Raw genomic sequence first — 24,875 nt, 5'->3', positions numbered from 1 at the left:
AGTCTAGACAAGTCGTTGGACTTTCCAAGCGGCAGCTTGGTAAAACCAAGTAACGCACGCCACGGGAGGCACACCGCATGGAGTTCCGGCAGTCGAGCAAGCTCAGCGAGGTCTGTTACGAGATCCGGGGCCCGGTCATCGAGCACGCGGACGCCCTGGAGGAGGCGGGTCACAGCGTCCTGCGCCTCAACACCGGCAACCCCGCGCTCTTCGGCTTCGAGGCGCCCGAGGAGATCGTCCAGGACATGATCCGCATGCTGCCGGGCGCGCACGGCTACACGGACTCGCGCGGCATCCTCTCCGCCCGCCGCGCCGTCGCCCAGCGCTATCAGGCGCTCGGCATCGAGGGGGTCTCGGTGGCTGACGTCTTCCTCGGCAACGGCGTGTCCGAGCTGGTCACGATGGCCGTACAGGCACTCCTCGAAGACGGCGACGAAGTCCTGATCCCGGCCCCGGACTTCCCGCTCTGGACGGCCGTGACGACCCTCTCCGGAGGGAAGGCCGTGCACTACCTGTGCGACGAGCAGGCCGACTGGTACCCGGACCTCGACGACATGGCGGCGAAGATCACCGACCGCACCAAGGCCGTCGTGATCATCAACCCGAACAACCCGACCGGCGCGGTCTACCCGCGCGAGATCCTCGAAGGCATCCTCGACCTCGCACGCAGGCACGGCCTGATGGTGTTCGCCGACGAGATCTACGACCGGATCCTGTACGACGACGCGGTGCACCACAGCGTGGCCTCGCTGGCCCCCGACCTGGTGGTCCTGACCTTCTGCGGCCTCTCCAAGACCTACCGGGTGGCGGGCTTCCGCTCCGGCTGGCTGGTCGTGACGGGCCCCAAGCAGCACGCGCGCGACTATCTGGAGGGCCTGACGATGCTGGCCTCCATGCGCCTGTGCCCCAACGCGCCCGCCCAGTACGCGATCCAGGCGGCGCTCGGCGGCCGTCAGTCCATCCACGACCTGACCGCGCCCGGCGGCCGCCTGCACGAACAGCGCGACCGCGCCTGGCGCAAGCTGAACGAGATCCCCGGTGTCTCCTGTGTGAAGCCGCGGGGCGCCCTCTACGCGTTCGCGCGCCTGGACCCGAAGGTGCACCCGATCCACGACGACGAGAAGTTCGTCCTCGACCTGCTGCTCCAGGAGAAGATCCAGGTGGTCCAGGGCACCGGCTTCAACTGGCCGCGTCCCGACCACTTCCGCATCCTCACCCTCCCGTACGCTGACGACCTGGACGCGGCGATCAGCCGCATCGGCCGCTTCCTGAGCGGATACCGCCAGTAGGAGGCCCCGGCCCCCGCGACCGCGCCGAGGAGTGTTCCGGTGACCCTCTGCACCACCTGCGGGACCCCGTCCCTGACCCAGTTCGCCTCGCCGGAGCTGGTCGGGAAGATCGTGTACGAGGGCCACGCCCCCGCCGACGACCCGGCCTGGCGGGAGTCGGGCGCGGCCGCCCTGGAGGACTACGCGCGCTGGTGCGGCCATCTGTGCGGGCTCACGTGCCTGCGGATGGCGCTCGGCCCTTCGGCGCCGTCGCTGTTCGAGCTGCGGGACGGCGCCCTGAAGTACGGCGCGTACACCGAGGACGCCGACGGCACGATCCGGGGCCTCGTCTACGCGCCGTTCGCCGAGTACGTGCGCGAGGTGCACGCCGTGGAAGCGACCGTGCACCGGCACCTCGCCGTCGACGAGCTCATCGGGCTCCTGGACGCGGGCCGGACGGTCATGGCCTCCGTCCACTTCGAGATCCGCCGTCCGGAGCGGCCCGCGCCCGGCAGGGGCGGGCATCTGGTGCTGGTCACGGGGCGCACTGCGGGCGGTGGGCTGCACTTTCACAACCCCTCGGGCATCGATGCGCTTACCCGTACGGCGGAGCTGTCCCCGGCCGCCTTCGAGCCGTTCTTCGCCGGGCGCGGCGTGTCCATGTCGGCCGGGGGCGCACCGCTCACGCCCTGACATGTGCTCATGACAGAACGTCACCCATGCTGTCAGGATGGCGCGATGATGCATTCGGGCAGGGTCGCCGTCGTCGGCGGCAGCGTCGCGGGCTGCGCCATGGCGCTGGCGGCGCACCGCGGCGGCGCGGACGAGATCACGGTGTACGAGCGGGCCTCGGGCCGCCTCGCGGAGCGCGGCGTCGGCCTCGCGGTGCACAACTCCCGCTACGTGGAGCTGGAGTCGGCCGGGTACATGGACGCCGACATGCCGTGGGTGCAGCTCGTCAGGCGGCGCTGGTACGTGCGTGACGACCGTGCGGCGAGCCCGCTCGGGCACGAGATCGGCGCCATGCCGTTCCCGTTCCGCACCTACAACTGGGGCCCGCTCTGGGGCGAGCTGCGGCGCCGGGTGCCCGAGTCGGTGGAGTTCCGCACCGGCACCTCCGTGGAGGCCGTGCGCTCCGGGGCCGTCGGCGCCGAGGTGGACACCGCCGAAGGCACCGAGCGGTACGACGTCGTGATCGGCGCGGACGGCTACCGCTCCGTGGTCCGCGCGGCCGCCCACCCCGGCCTGGCCGCGCGGTACGCGGGCTATCTGGCCTGGCGCGGCGCGTACCCGCACGACCGGCTCGCCGACCCGCACCTGTGGGCGGAGGAGGACTGCGTGTACGTCGTCTTCGACGGCGGGCACGCGGTCGTGTACCGCATCCCTGACGGCGCCGGCGGCCACCGCGTGAACTGGATCCTGTACACCGCGCCGCCCGACGGCCTGGACGTGGGCCTCGGCTTCACAAGCCCCACGAGCCTGCCGCCTGGCGGCCTCACCGACGCCCTGGACGCCCATCTCTCCTACGTCGCCGAGGAGCTGATGCCGCCCTACTGGGGCGCCCTGGTCCGCGCGACCGGGCCCAAGGAGCTCTTCCTCCAGCCCATGTACGACTTCACGGCGCCCCGGTACGCCCGGGACCGGGTGCTGCTCGCGGGCGACGCGGCGACCGTCGCGCGGCCGCACACCGGCGCGGGCGCGGTGAAGGCCCTCCAGGACGCCACGGTCCTGGAGTCCGCCATCGTCACGGCGACGACCTGGCCGGAGGCCCTGGAGTCCTACGACACCGACCGTACGGTGGCCGGCCGCACCATGGTCGACCTGGGCCGCCGCCTCGGCCACGCCCTGGTCGAGCACACCCCGCGCTGGCGCGGCCTGGACCAGGCGGGCCTGGAGTCCTGGTGGAAACAGGCGGACGGAACGGGCGCGTTCGGGGGCCGGGAGCTGCGCCCGATCTGAGGGTCGGAGGGCGGCCGGAGCGCCGGGGCCGTCGGCGCTGCCCCGGCGCTGCGGCCGACCGTCAGGCGGTGCCGCCGCCTCGGCGGTAGTGCAGGATGCCCCACGTGATGTGCCCGTCGCGCCCGGCGGCGACCCACCGTGCGAGCCCCAGCTTCATCTGCGTGAGGTAGTCGTGGCTGACGAGCCGGGCGAGCCCGTCGGCCTCCTGCCGCTCGGTCTCCTCCAGGACGCGCGCGTAGTGCGTCACCAGCTCCGCGCGATGCTCGTCGAACCCGCGCCCGGCCGGGGTGAACCCGAGGCGGGCCAGCTCACGTGCGTAGAACCCGGGCGACCCCATGTCGTCCAGGTGGATGCGGTCGAGGATGGGCTGTAGCACTCCGGGCGGGCAGTCGTCGTCGGCCATCGGGTCGGTGAAGATCACCTGCCCGTCGGGCCGCAGCACCCGGGAGATCTCCTCCAGGACGCGTACCCGGTTGCCGCTGTGCAGGAAGGCGTCCTGCGACCACACGACGTCGACGGAGGCGTCCGGGTAGGGGATGTCCTCGAAGGACCCGTCGACGACCTCGATAAGCCGGGACAGGGACCGGCGCTGGTTCAGCTCCTTGTGCCGCTGGTTCTCCACCTCGCTGAGGTTGAGCGCGAGGACCCGGCAGCCGTACGTCGACGCCAGGTACCTGGCGGAGCCGCCGTAACCGGAGCCCAGGTCGAGGACGACGGAGTCCCGGGTGAGGTTCAGCTTGGCGGCCATCTGCTCGACGGTGCGCCGGCTGGCGTCGGCGATGGGCTCGCCGGGACGCTCGTAGAGACCGATGTGGATGTCCTCGCCGCCCCACACCTCGGCGTAGAAGGCGTCGGCGTCGGCGGAGTTGTAGTAGGTGCGGGCGACGCCGACCGCGCCCGAGTAGCGCTCGTCCTGCTCCTCGTCCGCGCGGTACTCCTTCTCCGCGACATGCACGAAGAAGTCGGGCTGCTCCCCTCGGTAGGTGTGCTGGAAGTCGCCGTAGGTCTCCACGTTCTGGAAGCCGACCTCGGCCATCAGCCTGCGTGTGTAGTCCTTGCGCAGCGGGAACATGTTGAGGTGGTAGACGGAGTCGTCCGGGAAGCTGTACCGCATCCGCACGAGCCCCTCGTCGACGTACTCGGGCTCCACGGAGACGTCTTCGCCACAGTAGTAGTAGGTGTGTTTGCTGGTGTAACCGTCGTCGAGGATCGCGTCGTAGTTGCGCTGGTCCAGGACGAGGATGCCGTCGTGCTTGAGCATCGCGTAGAACTCCGCGAGCGCTCGGCGGCGGTCGCGCTCCGAGAACAGGTGCGTGAAGGAGTTGCCGAGGCAGACGATCGCGTCGTACTCGCCGTGCACGTCACGGTTGAGCCAGCGCCAGTCCGCCTGGACGACCCGCATCACGTGCCCGTCCTCCATGCCGTTGGCGAAGGCCGCCGCCAGCATGTCCGCGCTGCCGTCCGCGCTGACGGCGTCGAACCCGGCGGCGAGCAGCCGCACCGAGTGGAACCCGGTGCCGGTCGCCACGTCGAGCACGCTCTTGACGCCCCGCTTGCGCAGCAGGTCGATGAAGAAGTTTCCCTCGCTCTGGGCCCTTCGCTCCCAATCTATGAGTGAGTCCCACTTTTCGACGAAGCTTGGTACGTATTCCTCCGTGTAGTGGCCGGTTTCTCGTACTTCGACAGGGTTGTCGCCGAATTTCTGAGCCGGATGCACGTTGAACGCCCTTCGACTTCAATGAGGGATGGCCAGGGATGGCCTGGGCACATCGCTATCCAAAGCCGGGGACCGCCATACATGCGGATTTCGTATACATACGCGGAACTGACGTTCCGCCCGTCAGAACAGGACCGTCGACACCATGGGTGATCTTCTTCTCGTCCGGCACGGTGAGACCGAGTGGTCGCTGTCCGGGCAGCACACCGGCCGGTCGGACATTCCCCTCACCGACAGGGGCCGTGAGCAGGCACGTTCCATCGCCTCGCTCATCGGCAAGTACCGTGTCGACGCCGCGTTCACCAGCCCGCGCTCAAGGGCGCGGGAGACCGCGGAGCTGGCCGGGTTCGGGGATGCGCGTGTCGACGCGGATCTGTCCGAGTGGGACTACGGGGCGTACGAGGGGATCACCACGGTGGAGATCCAGCGGACCCGTCCTGGTTGGTTCCTGTTCACCGACGGGGTGGCCCCGGGTCCTCCGGAGCACCCCGGTGAGACCCCCGAGCAGGTCGGGGAGCGGGCCGATCGGATGCTCGCCAAGGCCGATGCCGCGCTCGCCAACACCGAGGGCAGCGTCGTCCTCTTCGCCCACGGCCACTTCCTCCGCGTCCTCACCGCCCGCCGGCTCGGCTTCCCCCCTGCGGCGGGCGCCCACTTCCAGCTCGCCACCGGCACGGTGAGCCGCCTCGGCTACGAACACGGCCGCCCGGTCCTGGCCACGTGGAACCTGCGGCCCTGACCTTCGCGGGGCGCCCCAGTCCCGCCCCTTTCCCGTAACCAAGGGGCTCCGCCCCCTGGACCCCCGGTCCTCAAACGCCGGACGGGCTGAATATGTGCCGCAATTTTCAGCCCCTCCGGCGTTTGAGGAGCGGGGTCTGGGGCGGAGCCCCAGTTCGGGAAGGGGCGGGATTGGGGAGCCCCCGGCAAGGACCCCGACCGGGCGGCCCAGTTGCCCGCAGGGCACGGCCCGGCTGCCCCCCGGGGTGCCTCAAGGGCACTGCCGGTTCCGGGCGCGGTCGCGTACAACGGCCTGAGGCCCGTGACGGGTTCGGGCCCTGCCGACCGGACGGGACGTACCATGCGGGCTCACGAGGAAGCACCCGGCGAGCGGGCCGGGAACGGCCGCGGACACGCTCCGCGCCCGGCAAGGGCCACCGCGCGGCACGACGCGGAGCACGCCCAGGCCCACCCCGTGGCGAGCCCCGCAGCGGGCCCCCTGGCCGGCCCCTCGGCCGTCACCGCACTCCAGCGCTCCGTCGGCAACCGCGCCGTCGCCCGCTTCCTCAAGGAGGATCAGGGCCCGGACCAGCACGTCCACGGTGACGGCTGCGGGCACGGCGGTGTCGCGGACACCGCGCCGGAGGCGCAGAGCGCCCTCGTCGCCGCCGCCATCAACTCGTCGGGCCGTCCGCTGCCGCATTCCGTCCGCAGCAAGGCCGAGCCGTTCTACCAGACCAATCTGTCGGCGGGGCGCCTGCACGACGACGCGGTGGCGCAGCGGGCCATCGCGGCGATGGGCGCGGAGGCCATGACGATCGGCCACCACGTCTTCCTGCCGCCGGGGGCGAGCGAGGAACTCATCGGCCACGAGCTCGACCACCTCAGGAACAACCTCCAGGGCGTCCCCGAGACGGGCAAGGACAACGGCGCCGGGACCCCCGTCACCGACCCCGACCAGGGGTCGGAGCGCCAGGCCGGGACCAACGGCGCCGCCTACGCCGCGGGGGCGCGGCTCGCGCCGTCCATCGTGACCCAGCGCTCGGCCGACACCACGGCGGGTCTCGGCGACCGCGAGGACGGCCGCGAGGACGAGGCGCACGGTGTGGCGGGCGGTGTGCCGGGCGGGCCCGTGCAGCGCTTCGTGATCCCCGACAACGAGAACCCCGGCGACCCGCAGACGATCTATGAGTCCCTCGCCGATCTGGAGAAGGAGCGGTCCTTCCGCAGGCTGCACCGCGACCACAAGGCCCGGGTGGCGGCCCTGCTCGACGACGACTCGGTGATCTACCGGCTGAGCGAGGCGATCGAGGCGGTGAAGAACACGGTGGTCGCCGCCGTCGACGGCCAGGGCGGCTTGCGTGAGGCCCAGTTCCTCGCGGACGCGCACGGTCAGCGGGGCAACCTGAGCGCCTACTCGCCCGACATGAACGTGGGCGTCATCACGCGGATGCTCGGCCAGTTCATCCCGGGGAGCCCGGTCACGCTGGAGCAGGGCTCGGTCACGCGGTTCGGCCACCACGTGCCGCACACCGAACTCCTCGTGCCCCACCCCGGCCCCTGGGCCATGGACCGGAGCGAGAACGGACTCGCTCACTGCATCGAGCGTGTCCTCGGCCGGAGCAGCGCCGCCTACGTCGTGACGGACAACGAGACGGCCGGGCACAGCCAGTCCCGTGCGGTACGCCGGACGATCGAGGAGATCAACAACAGGAACCGGCGTACGGACGGTTACCGGCCCCTCAGGGTCGATGTCACGACCCCGGACATCAGACAGGGGCCGAGCGGCGGCCGGACGACGGATGTGGGGGGCGTGGAGCTCCAGATCGCCCATCAGCCCCCGTACCAGTTGATCACCGTCCGCCGCGCCTGACCCGGCGGTGCCCCGCGTCGGTGCGGTGCCGTCGGTGGCGGGGCGAGTGTCAGTGGGGCGAGGCACTATCGGAGCATGGCCAAGCCGACGACTCCCGCGCAGCGGCGGATCATCGCGGCGGCGGACCCGGTCACGGGCCGCCTTTCCGGCACGGAGGCGCAGCTCTCCGCCCTGGTGCGGCTGCGGCTCGCGTTCCGGCACCCGCGTCCGCCGCACGCGTATTTCCTGACCCCCGCCGGGCACCGGGTGCGTGACGAGCCGGTGGGGGCCGAGCCGGAGACGGCGCCCGTGGAGCCGGTGCCCGGCGTGTTCGCCGCCCGCACCGGCACCGAGGAGTCCCCGCCGGGCGGCGAGGGCCCGGCGCGGGCGCGGGAGGTGCGGGACGCCTGGCTGGGCCTGGTCGAGATGCGCCGGATGACGAACGCCGACGGCGACAGGGAGCGGCCGTGCGCGTGGGAGCGTACGCATCTGGTGCAGGCCGCGGCGATAGCCCTGGAGGCGGCGGGCCGTGTCCCCGCGGGGCCCGGCCGCGAGGGGTATCGCGTGTGCGTGACCCCGCAGCCCGACGCCGTCGAGGTGCGCGAGCCGACGGCCGAGGGCGTGCGCGCCTGCGGGGCGGTCCTGGAGCGGGCCGGGTGGCAGGTCAGTGAGCACGGCGACGCCCGGACGGCCGCGCGGTACGTCCTGGCGTCGCCGCGCAGGACATGAGGCCGGAATTCGGAATGCCGTTGATCGCTGAACGGTTGAGGTTCTGGCAATCAGTGTGCAGCGTCGTCGAAAGGGAAACCGTGTCCGAGCCGTTCGCCGTGAGCATCACCGTCCGTGGGTACGAGACGGACACGCAGGGCCACCTCAACCAAGCCGTGTACGTGCAGTACGCGGAGCACGCGCGCTGGTCGCTCCTGCGGGCGGCGGGCATCGAGCAGCGCGACCTGATGGACAAGGGCGTCGGCCCGGTCGCCCTGGAGAACACCGTGCGCTACCTCGGCGAGTTGCGCGCGGGTGACGAGGTCACGGTGTCCTGCGCGTTCGTGTGGGGCGAGGGGAAGACCTTCAGGATCGAGCAGACCGTGACCAAGGCGGACGGCAGCACGGCGGCCACGCTCTCCGGGGTGGGCGGCCTGCTCGACCTCAAGGAGCGGCGCATGGTGGCGGACCCGCGTGAGTACTTCGGGGCGCTGGCGTCGGACCCGCGCGTGCTCGGGCTCTGAGGCGCGGGCCGGGCCCCGTTCAGCCGGTGGCGCCGAGTTCCGCGAGGTCGGCGGGGTCGAGGCGGAGCCCGGCCGCCGCGACGTTCTCCTCCAGGTGGGCGAGCGACGACGTGCCGGGGATGGCGAGCATCACCGGGGAGACGGCCAGCGACCAGGCGAGGCCGACCTGCGCGGCGGTCGCGCCGTGCCGCTCGGCGACCCGTGCGAGCCCGTCGAGGTGCGGGGCGCCGGTGCCGCCGAGCGGGTAGAACGGCACGAAGGCGATGTTTTGGCGGGCGCACAGGTCGACCATGGCGTCCGCGTCGGCGTCGCGGTAGACGGGGCTGTACTTGTTCTGGACGGCGGCGACCGGCGCCACCGCCTGGGCCTCGGCGAGCTGTTCCGGCGTGGCGTTGCTGACGCCGAGGTGCCGGATCAAGCCCTGCTCGCGCAGTTCGGCGAGCGCCTCGAAGCGGCCGTCTCCGGGGCCCTCGTGGGCGTGGAAGCGCAGATAGACCAGGTCGAGGTGGTCGACGCCGAGTTGGCGCAGGTTGCGGTGGACGTCGGCCTTGAGTTTCGCCGGGTCGGCGGGGGTCAGCCAGTTGTGGTCCCGGTCGCGGTCGGGGCCGACCTTGGTGGCGATGACCAGGCCCTCCGGGTAGGGGTGCAGGGCTTCGCGGATGAAGTCGTTGGCGGCGAGGTCCTTGTAGAAGTAGAAGGCGGCCGTGTCGATGTGGTCGACGCCGAGTTCGACGGCGCGGCGCAGCACGGCGCGGGCGTTGCGGGGGTCGTGCGGCGGCTCGTCCCAGGTGCGGCTGGGCAGCCGCATCGCGCCGAAGCCCATACGGCGTACGGGCAGGTCGCCGCCGATGAGCCAGTGGCCCGCGGCGGCCGCGGGGCCTGCGGCGGCGGGGGCTGCGGGGGTTTCGTTCGCGGTCCGGTTCGTGGCCTGTTTCGTGGTCTGTTCCGTGGCCTGTTCGGTGATCTGCATGGCCACATCGTGCGGGCCCGCCTGCCCGCGCGGTCGGGGGTGGCACGTTGCTGCCAGTTCGGGGGAAGCTGCGGGCAGACAGGTCGATGTTTCGGGGGGACTCATGGGCGGATCCACGGCGGCACCGTTCGTCACGCTGCGGGGTGAGGCGGAACTCGTACGCAGGGCGGGCGACCTGATCGCGTCGGCGCGTGAGGAGTATCTGTGCGGGGCGACCGACCTGGTGACCTGGTCCGCGGGGACGAACGCCGTCTTCGACGGCGGGCGCAGGCCGCCGCTCCGTCCGGGCCCCGGCGGTCTCGCGATGCGCAAGGTGTACACCCGGCGGGCCCTGGGCGACCCGGAGTCGGAGCGCCGCCTGGCCCGCATCGCCGCGTCCGGGGCGCAGGTGCGGATCTCCTCGGCGCCGCTCGCGCGCGAGGCGATGGTCATCGACGGCCGGGTGGCGATACTAGCGGGCTCCGAGGCCCGGGGCGCGCGCACCTACACGGTCGTCCGGGAGCCCGACGTCGTGGAGGGCATCCGCTCCTTGCTGTACGCGACGTGGGAGGCCGCCGAGGACCTCGCGGGGTGCCTGGGCTCGGCGGACCGGCCCGTCCTCGACGAGGAGTCCCGCGCGGTGCTCGGCGCGCTGGCCGCCGGGCTCACGGACGAGGCCGCCGCCCGCCGCCTCGGCATGTCCTTGCGGACGTACCGGCGGCGGGTGGCCGCGCTGATGGCCGACCTCGGGGCGACGTCGCGCTTCCAGGCGGGGGTCCTCAGCCGCCGGGCAGGCTGACCACCGCCCACACCGTCTTCCCGACCGCCCGCGACTCGACGCCCCACCGTGCCGCGAGCGCCGCCACCAGGACGAGCCCCCGGCCCGACTCGGCGTCCGGTGGCGGTTGTTCGGGCCGCTCCGGCGGCCCGCACTCCGTGCGCGTGTCGCTCACCTCGACCCGTACGCAGTTCGCGCGCAGCAGCAGGCGCAGTTGGAAGTCGCGGCCCGGTACGCGTCCGTGGGTCGCCGCGTTCGCCGCCAGCTCGGCGGCGATCTGGGCGACCGTGTCGGAGAGTTCGCTGTCGTACGGGACGCCCCACCCGTCGAGGTGGTACCGCACGAGCCTGCGGGCCAGGCGGGCCCCGCGCGGGGTCGCGCTGATGCGCTGCGTGAACGTGTGTGCTGATGTGGGGGTTTGTACCTGGGGTGCCATGGCCCCCACGGTGACCTGTGGCTCTGCGGGGCGGGAGGTACGGAACTCGTACGCTGAGTAATTGTACGAGTGCGAAGTGTGGACAGTACGCGTCACTGTCCGTGAGCATGGGCGCGTGACGTCGTCAAGCGCGCCCGGCACGAACGAGCCGGAGCCGAGCGAGGGCCTCAAAGCCTTCGGTGCGGCTTTGAAGAGCTTCCGCAAGCGGGCCGGGTACACGCAAGAGGCCCTGGGTCCGGAGATTGGTTACTCGACGCATTTCATTGCGTCCGTCGAGCAGGGGAGACGGTTCCCTCCGCCGAGGTTCGTGGACCAGGCGGAGGCCACGCTCGATGCGTTCGGGACTCTGCGGTTGATTGTGCACCAGGTTTCCCGGCAGCGGGGGTTGGCCTCCTGGTTCCTCCGGTGGGCCCAGTTGGAGCAGGAGGCGATCACCCTCTACACGTACGAGTGCCGGTTGATTCCCGGGTTGTTGCAGACGCCTGCGTACGCGGAGGCGGTGTTTGTCGCTCGGTTGCCGCCACTGGGTGACGACCAGATCCAGGCACAGCTTGCAGCACGTGCAGCGCGCCAAAAGCTGCTCACCGAGCGACCCAACACCGCGTACAGCTTCATCCTGGAGGAGCACCTGTTCCTGCGCGGCATGGGCGGGACGTCAGTCACTCAGGGGGTCATCGACCGGGTCCTTGAACTCGCCGAACGCCGCAACATCGAGTTGCAGATCATGCCACTCGTGCGGGAGTCCCACGCCGGACTGGACGGACCCTTCAGGCTCCTAGAGACGCCGAGCAACAAGTGGTTCGCGTACTGCGAGGGGCAGCGCGGCGGACAACTCGTATCCGACGCGAAAGAGATCAGTCTGCTCCAGAAGCGGTATGCCAGGATGCGCTCACAGGCTCTCTCGTTCGAGGAGTCGGTGAGCCTCTTGGAGCGGATGCGAGGAGCATGATGAGCACCCCCGAACTGTCCTGGCACAAGAGTCGCTACAGCAGCAGCGGAGATGGCGACTGCGTTGAAGTCGCCCTCTCCTGGCACAAGTCCAGCTACAGCGGCAGCGCTGGCGACGACTGCGTAGAAGTCGCGCCCGCCTGGCGCAAGTCCAGCCACAGCGGCAGCGACGGCGACGACTGCGTCGAAGTCGCCCCCTGCCCCGCCGCCATACACGTCCGCGACTCCAAAAGGCCCGGAGGGCCGACCCTGACCCTGCAGCCGACCCCCTGGTCAGACTTCCTCAGGCTCGTGCGAGCGGCACCGTAATCTCCTTCAGCCACGCCCGGCGGGCGAAGTCGCGGGCCTTGATGACGACCTTGTCCCAGTGCACCTCCACCTGGAGGCCCTGGTTGAAGGAGCCGCCCACGGACATCTCGCCGCCCTTGCCGTCGTCCCGGTAACCGGTCTGGATGGCGCCGGTGTTGACAACGGTGAACCCGCTCAGGTTCGCCGTGCCGGGAACGACGCGGCGTACCACCCAGTCGGAGAGGTCCAGGTCCCAGTGGGTGTGGCCGGAGAAGAGGAAGACGTCGGGGTGGCGGCCGAGGAGGGCGAGAAGGCGGTCGGCCTGGAGGTAGTCGCTGGAGTAGAGCTTGTTGCGGGTGCCGGAGACGGTGTTGGGCAGCGGGTGGTGGGTGACGACCATGACCGGCTTGCGGCGGCGTGACCAGTACCGCAGCCGGTCCTCCAGCCAGGTGAACTGGGCGTCGCTGATCCACACCTCGTCCCAGAGCTTCGGGTCGTGGAAGTGGGAGTACCGCTCGGTACCGAGGGTGAGGACGGGCACGCCGCCGAAGGACATCTCCGCGTGGACGGAGCCGCGCTTGGCGAAGCGGTAGAAGCTGCGGAAGAGGGAGTCCTCGGTGGTGCCGTTGGGCCAGGTGTCCTGGGCGAGGGTGTCGGGGTCGCGCCACTTCGGCACGTAGAACTCGTGGTTGCCGATGGCCCAGGCGACGTTACGAGGATGGGTGTGACGCCGCAGCTCGGTGCTGACCTGCGCGTACTCGAAGTCGTAGCCGCGCGGGGTGATGTCACCGGCGACGGCGAGGCCCGCGCTGCGCGGGTTGACGGCCGCCATGTCGTCCAGGGCGCGGCCGAAGTCGGCGAGGTCGCCCTGGATGTCACTGATGACGTTGAAGCGGGTGACACCCCAGCTCTGGCCGCGTGTGGCCGCCTGGTCGGGGGCGGCGTGGGCCTGCGGGGCGGTGGCGACGGCGGCGGTCGCGAGGGCGCCGCCGCTCACGGCGAGGAGGGCTCTGCGGTCCATGGGGTGCTCCGGGTACGTGAGGTGCGGGCGCTGCGTGAGGTACGGGGGTCGCGTGGGGCGCGGGGTGCTGCATGGCGTGCCGTCGTGAAGATCGCGGCCCCGGGCGGCAACAGCGCCACCGGGAGCGGGCGCGTACGTGTACACAGCATGAACACGTACGGACCGTACGAACGGCGACCACGACGAGCCGCTCCCCCACAAAACGCGCTGACTCCACCACGCATGGACGCCGTGTGGCCGGGCCTTGGAGCCCGGCCACACGGCAACCCGGACGTTCAGTGGTTCTGACAGGTGGCGCCGAAGCCCGGGTTGAGCAGTCCGACGACGTTGGCGGTGACCGCACAGCGGTTCACCGGAACGTGGACGGGGACCTGGCGGGCGATGGCGGTGAGGACGCCGGGTGAATCCGTGATGGTGCCGGTCGCGCTGCTGTCGGCGGCGGCGGTGCCGGCTGCGGCACTCATCAGGGTGACAATGACGGCTGCGGTCGTTGCGGAACGCTTCATGAAGGTCTCCCGAAGTTGATGTTTGCCTAGCTCAACTTCGTAGTGGAGGGGTTGGTTACGCTATTAGTTGCTTACGCTATTAGAGGAACGTGCCGTGGCACGAGCGCTGTTCAGCAGCAGGGTGGTGAGCAGCGTGTGGAGCTGGCCGGGCTGTTCTTCGGCGAGGAAGTGGCCGCAGTCCTTGAGAGGCCGGCAGGTGAGGTGGTCCGCGTAGGGGCGCCAGATTTCGGCGACGGGCAGGTGGCTGATCAGGTCCTGTTCGCCCCACAGGACCAAGGTGGGCATGGTGAGGCGGTTGCCCGCCTTTGCGTCATGGTCGTCGTCGGTGATGTCCGTGGTGGCGCCGGCGCGGTAGTCGGCGCCGGTGGTGCGCATGGCTCCGGGCTTGCGGTAGGCGTCGGCGTAGTGGCGCAGGTCGTCCTCGTTGAACGCTTCCGCATGCAGGGCGCCGTTTTGCAGCAGAAAGCGGATGTAGCTGTCCTCTCTGCCGGCGATGAGGTGTTCGGGCAGGTCGGGAAGGTAGTGGAAGAACCAGTGCCAGTAGGCGCGGGCCAGCATGGCGTCCATGCGCCGCCACATTTCCCGGGTGGGGATGATGCTGAGCAGGCCCAGGGCCCGGACCTCGTCGGGCCGGTCCAGGGCCCACCGGTGTGCTACGCGCGCACCGCGGTCATGGCCCACTACGCAGGCGTCACGGAAACCCAGGGTGTGGGTGAGCTTGCTCATGTCCTCGGCCATGGTGCGCTTGTCGTAGCCGGCGGGCGGGCGGGAGGAGTCGCCGTAGCCGCGCAGGTCGGGTGCCACGACGGTGAAGGACGACGCCAGCAGAGGCATGACGTGCCGCCAGCAGTACCCGGTCTGCGGCCAGCCGTGCAGCAGTATCAGAAGCGGTCCCTCGCCGCAGCGGCGCAGGCGCAGGCGGATGCCGTTGACCAGGACGGTGTCGTCCTCGATCCGGCGCGGTGCTTCTGCGCGGCTCCCGGTCACGCCATCTCCCGGGTCTCATCAGCCAGCCGGACGGTTCGGGTGACGTAGTCCGGGTGAGCGATGGGCACATCCAGCAAGGCCTCGGGTACGCCGAGCAGATCCAGTACCCCGTCAGGATGTTCGGCGCATTGGTCGCTCAGTGCCGCGCGTTGGGCGAGCAGGCCGCGAATGGCTGCGGAGTCGAGAAGCCCGGCTGCCACGCACCGGTCGGTCAGCTCCAGCAGAGTGTTCACGGCGTACAGGCGGCGCAGCGCGTCATCGAGGGAGCCGGTCGTGTGCTCGCTCCAGCGCCGTAGCGCGGCCGCGGCACTCTGGGCGTGGGCCAGCAGGGGACAGAGGCCGCCCTGCTGAGAGGAGACCCACTGGGACAACAGCCGGTTCGCCAGGGCCTCCAGCACGTCGACGGCCTGGCCGTCACAGCGCAGCCCGTCGTCGCCGATGGCCGGTGTGGCGCCGGCGGACGGTTCAGGACCGTCCGTCGTGCGACTTTTCGCGGAGACCCGGGCGTTCTCGTAGCTGAGGATGGTGTTGTCGCCGGCGAAGGTGGTGTTGATCTCGATGTCGGTGCGCAGCGGGCCGATCTCGTTGTAGCTGTGGAAGCCGTGCCCGCCGCACATTTCCCGCAGGGCGGTGAGGTCGGCGTTGGTCGTCCATGAGGCGTACGCCTTCGTGCCCGACGTCAGCCCGTACAGATCCCTGCGGTGGGTGAGCAGGGGATCGGCCGTGTACCGGTCGGCGCATTCAGTGATCAGATGCTCGGTGAGGTGGTGCAGGGCGAGGGCGTGGGACACGACGGGAAGCAGCCTTTCCCGGTAGTGCTGGTGGCCGAGCAGGGGCATGCCGAACGCTTCCCGCCGACGGCTGTAGCGCAGGGTGATCGCCGCGGCCCGGCGCAGGACGCCGGCCGCGCCTGTGGTGGGGAAGATGCGTTCCTGGATGAAGGTCTGCAGGCTCATCCGGTAGCGGTTCCTGGGGTCGACGGCCGAGTGGTATCTCCCCTCACTGTCGATGTGTGCCCACCCGCTCATCAGGGCGTCCAGCGGAACGCGGTACCGATCGAAGTGGATCATTCCGGTCTGGTTCGAGGTGATACCCGCTTTGGGGTCCGCGCGGCGAATCCGGATCCCGGGGCAGGGCAGCGCACCCTCACGTTCGCGCAGCGGGACCCGGAACCAGTGATGGCCCTCGTCCTGCCCGTCCACCACCAGCCGCGCCAGGACCATCGCGTACGTCGCGGAGAAGAGGCTGTTGCCGATCCAGTACTTGGCCGCGTGATCGGTGGGCGTCACCAGACACAGCGAGCGGTCCGCATGCCGGTAGTGGACCTCCGTGCCGATCGCGCGCAGATTGCTTCCATGCGCCAGCTCGGTGGCGGCGAACGCGTACACCTGTGAGAAGTCGTTGATCTCCGCCCGGCAGGCGTCCACTTGAGCGGGACTGCCGTGGGAGAGCAGGGCGTTCCCCGCGATCTGGTGATCGACGATCGCCGAAACGAGAGAGATGTCGAAAGCCGAGACCCAGCCCATCGTCCGGATAAAGGCAGGGAAGTCGGCCTGCCGCGGCTCCCCGCACCAGGCGTCATTGCCCACCAGCCCCCACTCGTGCAAGGCCCGGGCACGCCGGATGGTCACCAGCATCATCTCGTCGACGCCGAGCTGATAGCGCAGTCTGGGGGCGAACAACGGATCGCGCAGAGCCTCTGCAAACGTGCGCCCATTCCCAACCACGTACTACTCCCGTCATCCGCACAGCTCATACTGATCGCCCTCTGGAGATGCCAGCGGTGATCTTCCGCATGCTCGTACCCCGACAACGACTCCGTGCCGGTGCCGTCACCGAGACACCGCATCCGGCTGATGGGAACTCACACACGCCCTCGGTTCATCAGGCGGGCGGGTCCTGCGGACCAGCACGCGCGGTCCGCGCGCACTCGTTTTGAAGCAGTCGCTTCAGAACGTGCTACCGTCCGGGTCATGAAGCACTCGCTCCAAAACTCTGCCCCCGTACACGCCGACGCGCCGGGAACCCGCATGCCGCTCGCCGTGTACGTCCTCGCGCTCGGCATCTTCACCCAGGGAACCTCGGAGTTCATGCTGTCGGGACTGCTGCCCGGCATGGCCGACGACCTCGGCGTCTCCATCCCCGACGCGGGGCTGCTGATCTCGGCCTTCGCGATCGGCATGGTCGTGGGCGCCCCGCTGCTCGCCGTCGCCACGCTGAGCTGGCCGCGTCGGACCGCCCTTGTCGGCCTCCAAGTGGTCTTCGTCGCGGGGCACGTGGTGGGCGCGCTCGCGCCGGGGTACACCGTCCTGTTCGTCAGCCGGGTCGTCAGCGCCCTCGCGTACGCCGGGTTCTGGGGCGTGGCCGTGGCCACCGCCGTGGCGCTCGTGCCGGCCGACGCCAAGAGCAGGGCCGTCGCCCTCGTCGCGGGCGGTCTGACCCTGGCCACCATCGTCGGCGTACCCGCGGGCACCGTGCTCAGCCAGTCCTCCAGTTGGCGGGCCGCGTTCTGGGCCGTGGCCGCTGCGACCGTCGTCAGCCTGGTGTGCACCGCCTGGGCCGTGCCCACGGGCGGGGGTGGCGGCGAGGAGCCGCGCTCCGTGCGCGCCGAACTGCGCGGCATGAGGCGGCCCCAGCTCTGGCTCTCGTACGCCGTCACGGCCTTCGCCTTCGGCGCGGTGATCGTCACCTTCAGCTATCTCGCGCCCTTCCTGACCGAGGAGAGCGGTCTCGCCGACGGCGCGGTGCCCGCCGTGCTCGCGCTGTTCGGCGCGGGCGGCATGGCGGGGCTCGTCATCGGCGGCCGCACCGCACAGACGCACGCCGTCGGCACACTGGCCGCGGGGCTCGGCGCGCTCGCCGTCATCTCCGCGGCCCTCGCGCTCACCGCGCACACCGCGCCCGTCGTCATCGGCCTCGCCTTCCTGCTCGGCCTCGCCGGATACGTCACCAACCCCGCACTCCAGTCCCGCGTGTTCACCCTCGCGCCGGACGCGCCCACCCTGGTCGGCGCCACCAACACCGCCGCCTTCAACGTCGGCAACACCCTGGCCCCGATGCTCGGCGGCCTCACCATCGGCGCCGGGTACGGCTACACCTCCGTGGCCTGGGTCGGCGCCGCCCTCGCCGTCCTCGGGTGCGGGGGCGCGCTGTGGGCGGCCCGCCTTGAGCGCGCGGCACGGCGGCAGCCGCGGGCAGGTTTTGAAAAGATATTCCAAAACGTTTAGGGTGGGTCCATGGCCAGGCCACGACAGTTCGACGAGGACCGCGTCATCACCGCGGCCATGGACACCTTCTGGCGGCACGGGTACGAGGGCACGTCCACCCGCGACCTGAGCGAGAGCACCGGCCTGGGTCCGTCCAGCCTCTACAACACCTTCGGCGGCAAGCGCGAACTGTATCTGCGCACCCTTGAGCGCTACTACGAGACGGTCACCGCCGAGCAGGTCGCGCTCCTGAACGCCCCCGGCCCCGCGAAACAGCGGCTGCGGGCCATGATGCTGCACTCCATCGACGACGACCTCGACGAGGCCGAGGGGCGGCGCGGCTGCTTCGCCATGAACGCCGCGATGGAGGTCGCCGCCCTCGACCCGGACGTCAAGCGCTCCGTGCGGCGCTCCTTCGACCGGGTCGAGGACGAGCTGTGCGCGGTCGTCGCCGCGGGCCAGGCCGCAGGCGAGATCGCACCGGGGCGCGACGCCCGCGCCCTGGCCCGCCTGGTACAGAGCACGTACTACGGCCTGCGCGTACTGAGCCGGGTCCAGGACGACAGGACCGCCCTCGTCGGCACGGTGGACGGCACGCTCGCGGCACTCTGAACCTTCGCCGCCGCGACGCGGGGCGGCCTCGCCGCGCCCGCCGATCGCCACCTCCCCCGGCGTACTTCGCCGGCGGGTCCCGCTCTGTTCACCGGACCGGGGGTTACGGGCCGGGCCCGCACCGGGCATGACACACCCGGTACTCTTCGCGTCCGCCCCCACCCCGGAGCCCCGCATGCCGCACCCGCCCCGCCGACGCACCGTCCTGACCGCCGCCTTCGCCGGTGCGGCCGGTGCCGCCGCGGCCTGTTCGTCCGAGTCGCCGCCCGGGGCGCCGGGGGCCGCGGCCGGGACGGCTGCCCGTACGCGGACGGGTCCCGACGCCGCCGCGGTGGCCACCGCGGCCGCCAGGCGGCTGCTCCCCGAGCACTGGGACCAGATCACGTTCAGGACCGTGCGGGGCGCCGGTGACACCTTCCGCGTTTCGGGGAAGCCCGGCAGCGTCCTGGTCGCGGGCCCCACCGCCGCCGTCCAGCTCACCGGCCTGCGCCACTACCTCAAGCACTCCGCGCACGCCACCATCACATGGGCGGGCGAGCAGGTGGAGCTGCCCGACGTCCTGCCCGACCCGGGCCCGCCCGTCATCAAACGCGCGAACGTCCCGCACCGCTTCGCCCTGAACGACACCAACGACGGCTACACCAACGCGTACGCCGACTGGGACTACTGGGAGCGCGAGCTCGACGTCCTCGCCCTGCACGGCTACAACGAAGTCCTCGTGTACACCGGCGCCGACGCCGTGTACCACCGCCTCTTCCAGGATTTCGGATACGGGGACGAGGAACTGCGGGCCTGGGTGCCCGGCCCCGCGCACCAGCCGTGGTGGCTGCTCCAGAACATGGCGTCCTTCCCGCACCCCGTGTCACGGCGACTCCTCGCCAAGCGCGCCCGCCTGGGCCGCCGCATCGCCGACCGGGTGCGCGACCTCGGCATGACGCCGGTCCTCCCCGGCTACTTCGGCACCGTCCCCGACGGCTTCGCCGACCGCAACCCCGGGGCGCGGACCGTGCCGCAGGGCAGTTGGGTGGGGTTCGCGCGCCCCGACTGGCTGGATCCGCGCACCGACGCGTTCGCCCGCGTCGCCGCCGCCTTCTACCGGGTGCAGGACGAGTTGTTCGGGCCCTCGACGATGTACAAGATGGATCTGCTGCACGAGGGCGGCAAGCCCGGTGACGTACCGGTCGGGGACGCGGCGAAGGCCGTGGAGAAGGCCCTGCGGACCGCACATCCGGACGCCGTCTGGGTGATCCTCGGCTGGCAGCACAATCCGCCGAAGGCCCTCACCGACGCCGTCGACACCTCCCGCATGCTCGTCGTGGACGGCCTCAGTGACCGCTTCCCCACCGTCACCGACCGCGAGGCCGACTGGGGCTCCACGCCGTACGCCTTCGGATCGATCTGGAACTTCGGCGGACACACGGCGCTCGGCGCGAACACCCCGGACTGGGCCAACCTCTACGAGAAGTGGCGCACCAAGGACGGCAGCACCCTGCGGGGCATCGCCCTCATGCCGGAGGCCGCCGACAACAACCCGGCCGCCTTCGCGCTCTTCTCCGAACTGGCCTGGCGGGACGCCGAGCCGGACGGGAACCTCGACCTGAAGGCCTGGTTCGACGACTGGGCCGTGGCGCGCTACGGGGCGCCGGACCCGCACGCACGGGCCGCCTGGGACGTGCTGCGCCGCACCGCCTACGGCACCACCCGCGCCGACAAGTGGGCCGAGGGCGCCGACGGGCTCTTCGGTGCCCGCCCGGGGCTCACCGTGCGGTCGGCCGCCTCCTGGTCACCCGAGGAGCTGCGCTACGACCCGGCGGAGTTCGAGCCCGCCCTGGACCATCTCCTGTCCGTACGGCGGGAGTTGCGAGGCTCCTCCGCGTACCGCAGGGACCTGCTCGACGTGGCACGGCAGGCCCTGTCCAACCGCAGCCGTGTGCTGCTTCCGCGCATCAAGGACGCGTACGACGCCCGCGACACCGGCCGCTTCGACGACCTCACCCGCACCTGGCTGCGCCTGCTCGGCCTCCTGGACCGGCTCGCGGCCACCGACGCCCGGCACCTGCTCGGCCGCCATCTCGCCGACGCCCGCGCCTGGGGCGCGGACACCCGCGAACGGGACCGGCTCGCCCACGACCAACTGTCGCTCCTCACCGTGTGGGGTCCGCGTGCCGGAGCCGACGAAGGCCTCAGGGACTACGCGAACCGGGAGTGGGCAGGCCTGGTCGGCGGGCTCTACCGGCTGCGCTGGAAGACCTTCTTCACGGAGCTGCGCGCCGCCCTCGACGAGGACCGCGCCCCGAAGGACATCGACTGGTTCGCCCTGGAGGACCGGTGGACCCGCAACCCGGGCCGCCTCGCCGTGCGGCCCGCCGGAGACACGTACACGGTCGCGAAGCAGGTGCGCGCCGCGCTCACCAGCGAGCGGTGAGGTGCCGGGCCCACGGCAGGACGGCGACGAACCGCCGCGGGCGCGGCCCCCTCACCAAGGCCCATGGGCCTGGTCAGCCCTCATGGATCAATGCGTGCTCAGTTCCGGCACTCCTTCCACTTCACGCGGTAGATGGTGCTGATGTCCCCGTCGGTGGAGTCCATCGTCATGAAGCTGGTCTTGGCGCGGTCGGAGGTGCCGAGGTCGACGCGCAGCTCGGTGTTGATGTTGAAGTTGCGCTGCTTGCCGCAGGGCGCCCAGACCAGTTGGGTGACCTCGGTCTCGTCGGTGGCCTGCCAGTTGTCGGCGACCGGACCGTTGAAGGAGTGCGTCTTGGCGGCCGTGTCCGGGGAGCCCTGGAAGTAGTACGACGCCTTCTCGGTGCCCTTGGCGCCCCGCTCCAGCGAGGCGAAGCCGCGGTAGTCGGCGCTCGCGATCGCGTAGGTGAAGCCGTGCGGCACGTACACCTTCAGGCTGAGCTGACAGTTCTTCCTGAACGCGGTGGGCGAGGAGTTGCCGCCCGCCTGGGCCAGGTAGTCGCTGTAGGTCACGGTGAAGGCCGTGTTGTCGTCCGAGACGGCGACGGCTGCGGTGCCTCTGGGGCACCCCGACCCGTTCACGGTGGCGACTTCGATCACAATCTTGTCCGGCGGCGGATCGGAGATCTCCGACGGATCCTGCGCGGGCAGGCCCGCGGCGAGCAGGACGGCCAGCGAGCCGCCTGCCAGTAGTGCAGCGGTCATGGTTCTCCCATTCATTGCTCGGCTCACCACGGCATCCGCGCAGGGCGGACCGCGGTGAGGTGGGGGATACAGCGGTGCTGGGAGGAACTGACTCAACCCTCGCCCGCGGTGATGAGCGGGCCCGCGAGCGATGAGCGGAGGCTGAGGGTGCTGGGATAGTACGGACCAGCGTGAGCAGCGACTAGAGCGATGTCCGGCCATGTACGGGCCACGCCACGCACCCCGTGGGGCGGCGGCGAAGTCACCGAGGCGCGGGACCGCCCGCTGCTTGACGGGTATACGTCACCCTCAATCTCTGGTAGGAAACCTTCCTAACAGACAGCGGAACGCACAGCGAACGCTGAACTCCCCTACCTGGAGGCCCCGTTGCACGCTCACCGCTCCCCCCACGCACGCACGTCACGACGTGCGGTCATAGGTCTGGTCGGCGCCGCCCTGATCGCGGGCCCGCTGGTCGTCACCCAGACCGCAGGCGCGGCCCCCGCGCCGAAGCCCGCCAGCGCCGCCCCCGGGCAGTCCGCGACCGGGCAGTCCGCGGCCGGGCTCGACGATCCGGCGAAGAAGGAGATCGCCATGAAGCTGGTCGCCAGCGCGGAGAACTCCTCATTGGACTGGAAGGCGCAGTACAAGTACATCGAAGACATAGGCGACAAGCGCGGTTACACGGCGGGCATCATCGGCTTCTGTTCCGGCACCGGCGACATGCTGGACCTCGTCGAGCTGTACGCGAAGCGGAAGCCGGGCAACGTCCTGGAGAAGTACCTGCCCGCGCTGCGCAAGGTCGACGGCACCGACTCCCACGAGGGCCTCGACCCGAACTACACCAGGGACTGGCGGAAGGCCGCGCAGGACCCGGCGTTCCAGAAGGCGCAGAACGACGAGCGCGACCGGGTCTACTTCAACCCGGCCGTCAAGCAGGGCAAGGCCGACGGCATCGGCACGCTCGGGCAGTTCGCCTACTACGACGCGATCGTCATGCACGGCGACGGCGGTGACAGCACCAGCTTCCGCAACATCCGCAAGCGCGCCCTGGCCAAGGCCAAGCCCCCGGCGCAGGGCGGCGACGAGGTCACGTACCTGCACGCCTTCCTCGACGCCCGGGTGTGGGCGATGAAGCAGGAGGAGGCCCACGAGGACACCAGCCGCGTGGACACCGCGCAGCGCGTGTTCCTCAACAAGAAGAACCTGAACCTGAACCCGCCGCTCGACTGGAAGGTGTACGGGGACTCGTTCCACATCGGGTGAGGGGTCGCCCCACGTCGGGTGGCGGGTCGTCCCCTAAGGGCCGCACCGGGGTAAACCCCTGCCCCGCGCGGGCCGTCGGGAGGATGTGACGGGCGAGGCGGCCGGGTGAGGATCTTTCGCATGACGAAGTCCAAGCGCCACACCGCGTTACTGCTCGCCGCCTCGGCCGCCGTCGTCGGCGGCCTCACCGCACCCGTCACCGCGACGGCCGCACCGCCCTCCGCCTCCGGGGGAACGTCCCTCGACTGGACGCGGTGCGAGGTGAGGAAGGGGCGCGACGCGCGACAGGAGTGCGCCACCGTCGAGGTCCCCGTGGACCATGCCCGCCCCGACGGCAGGAAGACCCGGATCGCCGTCTCCCGTATCCCCGCCGAACAGCCCTCGGCCCGCCGGGGCGCCCTGCTCCTCGCGCCCGGCGGCCCGGGCGGCTCGGGCCTGGACAACCCGTCCGGCAGGGGGCAGCGACTCCCCCAGGAGATCCGCGACCGCTACGACCTGATCGGCATCGACCCGCGCGGCATGGGCAGTTCGTCGCCGGTCGACTGCGGTTTCGACCTCGCCGACCTCGGTACGTCGAAACAGCGGCCGTGGCCCGCCCCCGACGGCTCGGTCACCGGGACCATGGAGACCGCGCGCCGCATGTCCGCGGCCTGCGCCCGCGACGGCGGCGACCTGCTGCGCCACATCAGCACCGCCAACAACGCCCGTGACCTCGACCGCGTCCGGGCCGCGCTCGGGGAACGGCAGCTCTCCGTGTGGGCGGTGTCCTACGGGACGTACGTCACCGCCGTCTACGCGCAGCTCTTCCCGCACCGCACCGACCGCGTCGTCCTGGACAGCGTCGACGACCCCGACCCGGCGCGGGTCGGCCGGGGCTGGCTCGCCGCGCACGAGCAGGGTGTCGAGGACACCTTCCCCGAGTTCGCCGCGTGGGCCTCGGACCCCGCCGACACGGGGCGCCTCGCCGGGACACCGGCCGGGGTGCGTGCGCTCGTGCTGCGGCTCGCCGCCCGCCTCGACCGCACGCCGCTCCCGTGGCCCGGCGCCAACCCCGCGGAGCTCAACGGCGACGTGCTGCGCCAGGCGGTGCTGACCACGCTCCACGACCCCGACGACTTCCCCCGGCTCGCCGAGCTGATCCGCGCCGCGCGGGAAGGCAGGACACCGCCCGCGCCCGAGCCGCCGGGAACGGCCGCGCTCCAGAACTCCGTGGCCGTCGGGGCCGGGACGCTCTGCAACGACATCGCCTGGCCGCGGTCGGCCGCCGTGTACGCGAAGGGCGTCGCCGAGAGCCGTGCGAAGTACCCGCTGACCGCGGGCATGCCGCGCAACGCGATGCTGTGCGCGGCCTGGCCCTACCGTCCCCGGGAGGCTCCCGTCCGCATCACGGACGAAGGCCCTTCCGACATCCTCCTCGTCCAGAACGAACGCGACCCCGCGACGCCGCTGTCCGGCGCCCACAGGATGCGCTCCGCCCTCGGCCGGCGCGCCACGATGGTGACCGTGGACGCCACGGGCCACGACTCCTACCTGGACAACGGCAACACCTGCGGCGACCGGACGGTCACCCGCTTCCTCGCGACGGGCGAGCGGCCGAGGGGCGACACGTACTGCCGGTGAGCGCTAGCGGTCGGCCCCGGCAGCCGCCGCCCACCGACCCCGTACTCGAACTCTTGTTTCTCAAGTCGGCTTGAAGCAGGGCTTGGCCAGAGGCTGGAGGGAAACGGCACACCGAGTGTGTCAGGAGCTGACTGCGTGCGGCCTGCGCCACGCAAGAACTAGTCATAAGCCTTCCGCCGACGGGCCGGTGACCGGCAGTTGCACCGGGGCGGGAGACGAGGGGACCTGCGCAGGTCAGAGCGGCGGAGTGAGTGGCCGCGACGCAATGCGGAACGACAGGAGGGGCGAGGGGGCCGTCTGTGCGGCCACCGGGCTCGGGTGCCAAAAGTACGGTCGTTGGGTACACAAGCGGTTGCGTGCGCCAGC

At 71.1% G+C, this 24,875-nt stretch carries 23 protein-coding genes; 15 read left to right on the top strand and 8 right to left on the bottom strand.

Going from position 1 to position 24,875, the window contains the following annotated elements; all coding sequences use genetic code 11:
* Window positions 1–77: 77 nt before the first annotated feature.
* The 3 genes from IG78_RS0119560 to IG78_RS0119550 are packed head-to-tail and all read left to right on the top strand — an operon-like array spanning window position 78 to window position 3,227.
* Window positions 78–1,289, top strand: coding sequence for a pyridoxal phosphate-dependent aminotransferase (locus IG78_RS0119560; protein ID WP_030564955.1), 1,212 nt, complete (start codon window positions 78–80; stop codon window positions 1,287–1,289).
* A gap of 39 nt (window positions 1,290–1,328) precedes the next feature.
* A complete protein-coding gene (locus tag IG78_RS0119555) occupies window positions 1,329–1,961 on the top strand; it encodes a cysteine peptidase family C39 domain-containing protein (protein ID WP_030564953.1) in 633 nt (210 codons plus the stop codon).
* A 48-nt stretch (window positions 1,962–2,009) separates the two neighbouring features.
* The gene (locus IG78_RS0119550; RefSeq protein WP_030564950.1) at window positions 2,010–3,227 is read left to right on the top strand and encodes an FAD-dependent monooxygenase; all 1,218 of its coding nucleotides are present in this window, start codon (window positions 2,010–2,012) and stop codon (window positions 3,225–3,227) included.
* A gap of 61 nt (window positions 3,228–3,288) precedes the next feature.
* Here IG78_RS0119550 and IG78_RS0119545 read toward each other — a convergent pair whose 3' ends face one another.
* Entirely contained in the window at window positions 3,289–4,944 is a 1,656-nt protein-coding gene (locus tag IG78_RS0119545; RefSeq protein WP_037685715.1) for a glycine/sarcosine N-methyltransferase, read from the bottom strand.
* A gap of 145 nt (window positions 4,945–5,089) precedes the next feature.
* Here IG78_RS0119545 and IG78_RS0119540 point away from each other — a divergent pair, with 145 nt between their 5' ends.
* The 4 genes from IG78_RS0119540 to IG78_RS0119525 all read left to right on the top strand — a co-directional run bounded on the left by IG78_RS0119540 (window position 5,090) and on the right by IG78_RS0119525 (window position 8,745).
* Window positions 5,090–5,683 (top strand): histidine phosphatase family protein, encoded by a 594-nt coding sequence (locus tag IG78_RS0119540; RefSeq protein WP_030564946.1) that lies wholly within the window; start codon window positions 5,090–5,092, stop codon window positions 5,681–5,683.
* Between the two features lie 339 nt (window positions 5,684–6,022).
* Entirely contained in the window at window positions 6,023–7,534 is a 1,512-nt protein-coding gene (locus IG78_RS44130; RefSeq protein WP_051852769.1) for an eCIS core domain-containing protein, read from the top strand.
* 75 nt (window positions 7,535–7,609) lie between these two features.
* On the top strand, window positions 7,610–8,242 hold the full coding sequence (locus tag IG78_RS0119530; protein WP_030564942.1) for a hypothetical protein: 633 nt from the start codon (window positions 7,610–7,612) through the stop codon (window positions 8,240–8,242).
* A gap of 80 nt (window positions 8,243–8,322) precedes the next feature.
* Complete coding sequence (locus tag IG78_RS0119525) at window positions 8,323–8,745, top strand: acyl-CoA thioesterase (RefSeq protein ID WP_030564939.1); 423 nt, start codon at window positions 8,323–8,325, stop codon at window positions 8,743–8,745.
* 19 nt (window positions 8,746–8,764) lie between these two features.
* Here IG78_RS0119525 and IG78_RS0119520 read toward each other — a convergent pair whose 3' ends face one another.
* A complete protein-coding gene (locus tag IG78_RS0119520; RefSeq protein ID WP_078965253.1) occupies window positions 8,765–9,715 on the bottom strand; it encodes an oxidoreductase in 951 nt (316 codons plus the stop codon).
* Between the two features lie 103 nt (window positions 9,716–9,818).
* Here IG78_RS0119520 and IG78_RS0119515 point away from each other — a divergent pair, with 103 nt between their 5' ends.
* A complete protein-coding gene (locus IG78_RS0119515; RefSeq protein WP_030564935.1) occupies window positions 9,819–10,493 on the top strand; it encodes a helix-turn-helix domain-containing protein in 675 nt (224 codons plus the stop codon).
* Here the strand turns inward: IG78_RS0119515 and IG78_RS0119510 are convergent.
* Window positions 10,474–10,908 carry an ATP-binding protein gene (locus tag IG78_RS0119510; protein WP_030564933.1) on the bottom strand — a complete coding sequence of 145 codons (435 nt, stop codon included), beginning with the start codon at window positions 10,906–10,908 and terminating at the stop codon, window positions 10,474–10,476. The two genes, IG78_RS0119515 and IG78_RS0119510, sit on opposite strands and share 20 nt — an antisense overlap.
* 115 nt (window positions 10,909–11,023) lie before the next feature.
* On the opposite strand from IG78_RS0119510, the gene IG78_RS0119505 reads away from it, so the two are divergent.
* Together IG78_RS0119505 and IG78_RS0119500 are read left to right on the top strand one after the other, a co-directional pair.
* A complete protein-coding gene (locus IG78_RS0119505) occupies window positions 11,024–11,857 on the top strand; it encodes a helix-turn-helix domain-containing protein (protein WP_030564931.1) in 834 nt (277 codons plus the stop codon).
* Window positions 11,857–12,165 (top strand): DUF397 domain-containing protein, encoded by a 309-nt coding sequence (locus IG78_RS0119500; protein WP_030564929.1) that lies wholly within the window; start codon window positions 11,857–11,859, stop codon window positions 12,163–12,165. Before IG78_RS0119505 ends, IG78_RS0119500 begins: the two co-directional genes overlap by 1 nt.
* Here the strand turns inward: IG78_RS0119500 and IG78_RS0119495 are convergent.
* The 4 genes from IG78_RS0119495 to IG78_RS0119480 form a co-directional block, all read right to left on the bottom strand.
* Entirely contained in the window at window positions 12,140–13,165 is a 1,026-nt protein-coding gene (locus tag IG78_RS0119495) for a metallophosphoesterase family protein (protein WP_030564926.1), read from the bottom strand. The two genes, IG78_RS0119500 and IG78_RS0119495, sit on opposite strands and share 26 nt — an antisense overlap.
* A 275-nt stretch (window positions 13,166–13,440) precedes the next feature.
* Window positions 13,441–13,671 carry a chaplin gene (locus IG78_RS0119490; protein ID WP_030564924.1) on the bottom strand — a complete coding sequence of 77 codons (231 nt, stop codon included), beginning with the start codon at window positions 13,669–13,671 and terminating at the stop codon, window positions 13,441–13,443.
* Between the two features lie 63 nt (window positions 13,672–13,734).
* The gene (locus IG78_RS0119485; RefSeq protein ID WP_063760771.1) at window positions 13,735–14,658 is read right to left on the bottom strand and encodes an alpha/beta fold hydrolase; all 924 of its coding nucleotides are present in this window, start codon (window positions 14,656–14,658) and stop codon (window positions 13,735–13,737) included.
* Entirely contained in the window at window positions 14,655–16,340 is a 1,686-nt protein-coding gene (locus tag IG78_RS0119480; RefSeq protein WP_051852768.1) for an acyl-CoA dehydrogenase family protein, read from the bottom strand. Before IG78_RS0119480 ends, IG78_RS0119485 begins: the two co-directional genes overlap by 4 nt.
* Window positions 16,341–16,631: 291 nt before the next feature.
* Here IG78_RS0119480 and IG78_RS0119475 point away from each other — a divergent pair, with 291 nt between their 5' ends.
* From IG78_RS0119475 to IG78_RS0119465, 3 genes are all read left to right on the top strand, one after another.
* Window positions 16,632–17,885 (top strand): Cmx/CmrA family chloramphenicol efflux MFS transporter, encoded by a 1,254-nt coding sequence (locus tag IG78_RS0119475; RefSeq protein ID WP_225882116.1) that lies wholly within the window; start codon window positions 16,632–16,634, stop codon window positions 17,883–17,885.
* 9 nt (window positions 17,886–17,894) lie between these two features.
* Window positions 17,895–18,476, top strand: coding sequence for a TetR/AcrR family transcriptional regulator (locus tag IG78_RS0119470; protein ID WP_030564914.1), 582 nt, complete (start codon window positions 17,895–17,897; stop codon window positions 18,474–18,476).
* 175 nt (window positions 18,477–18,651) lie between these two features.
* Window positions 18,652–20,901 carry an alpha-N-acetylglucosaminidase gene (locus tag IG78_RS0119465; protein ID WP_030564912.1) on the top strand — a complete coding sequence of 750 codons (2,250 nt, stop codon included), beginning with the start codon at window positions 18,652–18,654 and terminating at the stop codon, window positions 20,899–20,901.
* 98 nt (window positions 20,902–20,999) lie between these two features.
* Here the strand turns inward: IG78_RS0119465 and IG78_RS0119460 are convergent, their stop codons facing one another.
* Entirely contained in the window at window positions 21,000–21,644 is a 645-nt protein-coding gene (locus tag IG78_RS0119460; protein ID WP_030564911.1) for a DUF4360 domain-containing protein, read from the bottom strand.
* Window positions 21,645–22,010: 366 nt separating this feature from the next.
* On the opposite strand from IG78_RS0119460, the gene IG78_RS0119455 reads away from it, so the two are divergent.
* Both IG78_RS0119455 and IG78_RS0119450 read left to right on the top strand, forming a co-directional pair.
* Window positions 22,011–22,889 carry a chitosanase gene (locus IG78_RS0119455; protein WP_030564909.1) on the top strand — a complete coding sequence of 293 codons (879 nt, stop codon included), beginning with the start codon at window positions 22,011–22,013 and terminating at the stop codon, window positions 22,887–22,889.
* Window positions 22,890–23,009: 120 nt separating this feature from the next.
* On the top strand, window positions 23,010–24,509 hold the full coding sequence (locus tag IG78_RS0119450) for an alpha/beta hydrolase (RefSeq protein ID WP_030564905.1): 1,500 nt from the start codon (window positions 23,010–23,012) through the stop codon (window positions 24,507–24,509).
* Window positions 24,510–24,875: the final 366 nt, after the last annotated feature.

Origin of the sequence: Streptomyces aureocirculatus, assembly GCF_000720475.1 — a bacterium.
Taxonomy (GTDB): domain Bacteria; phylum Actinomycetota; class Actinomycetes; order Streptomycetales; family Streptomycetaceae; genus Streptomyces; species Streptomyces aureocirculatus.
Note: the sequence above shows the minus strand (reverse complement) of the source record. Positions and strands in the feature narration are given on the sequence as shown.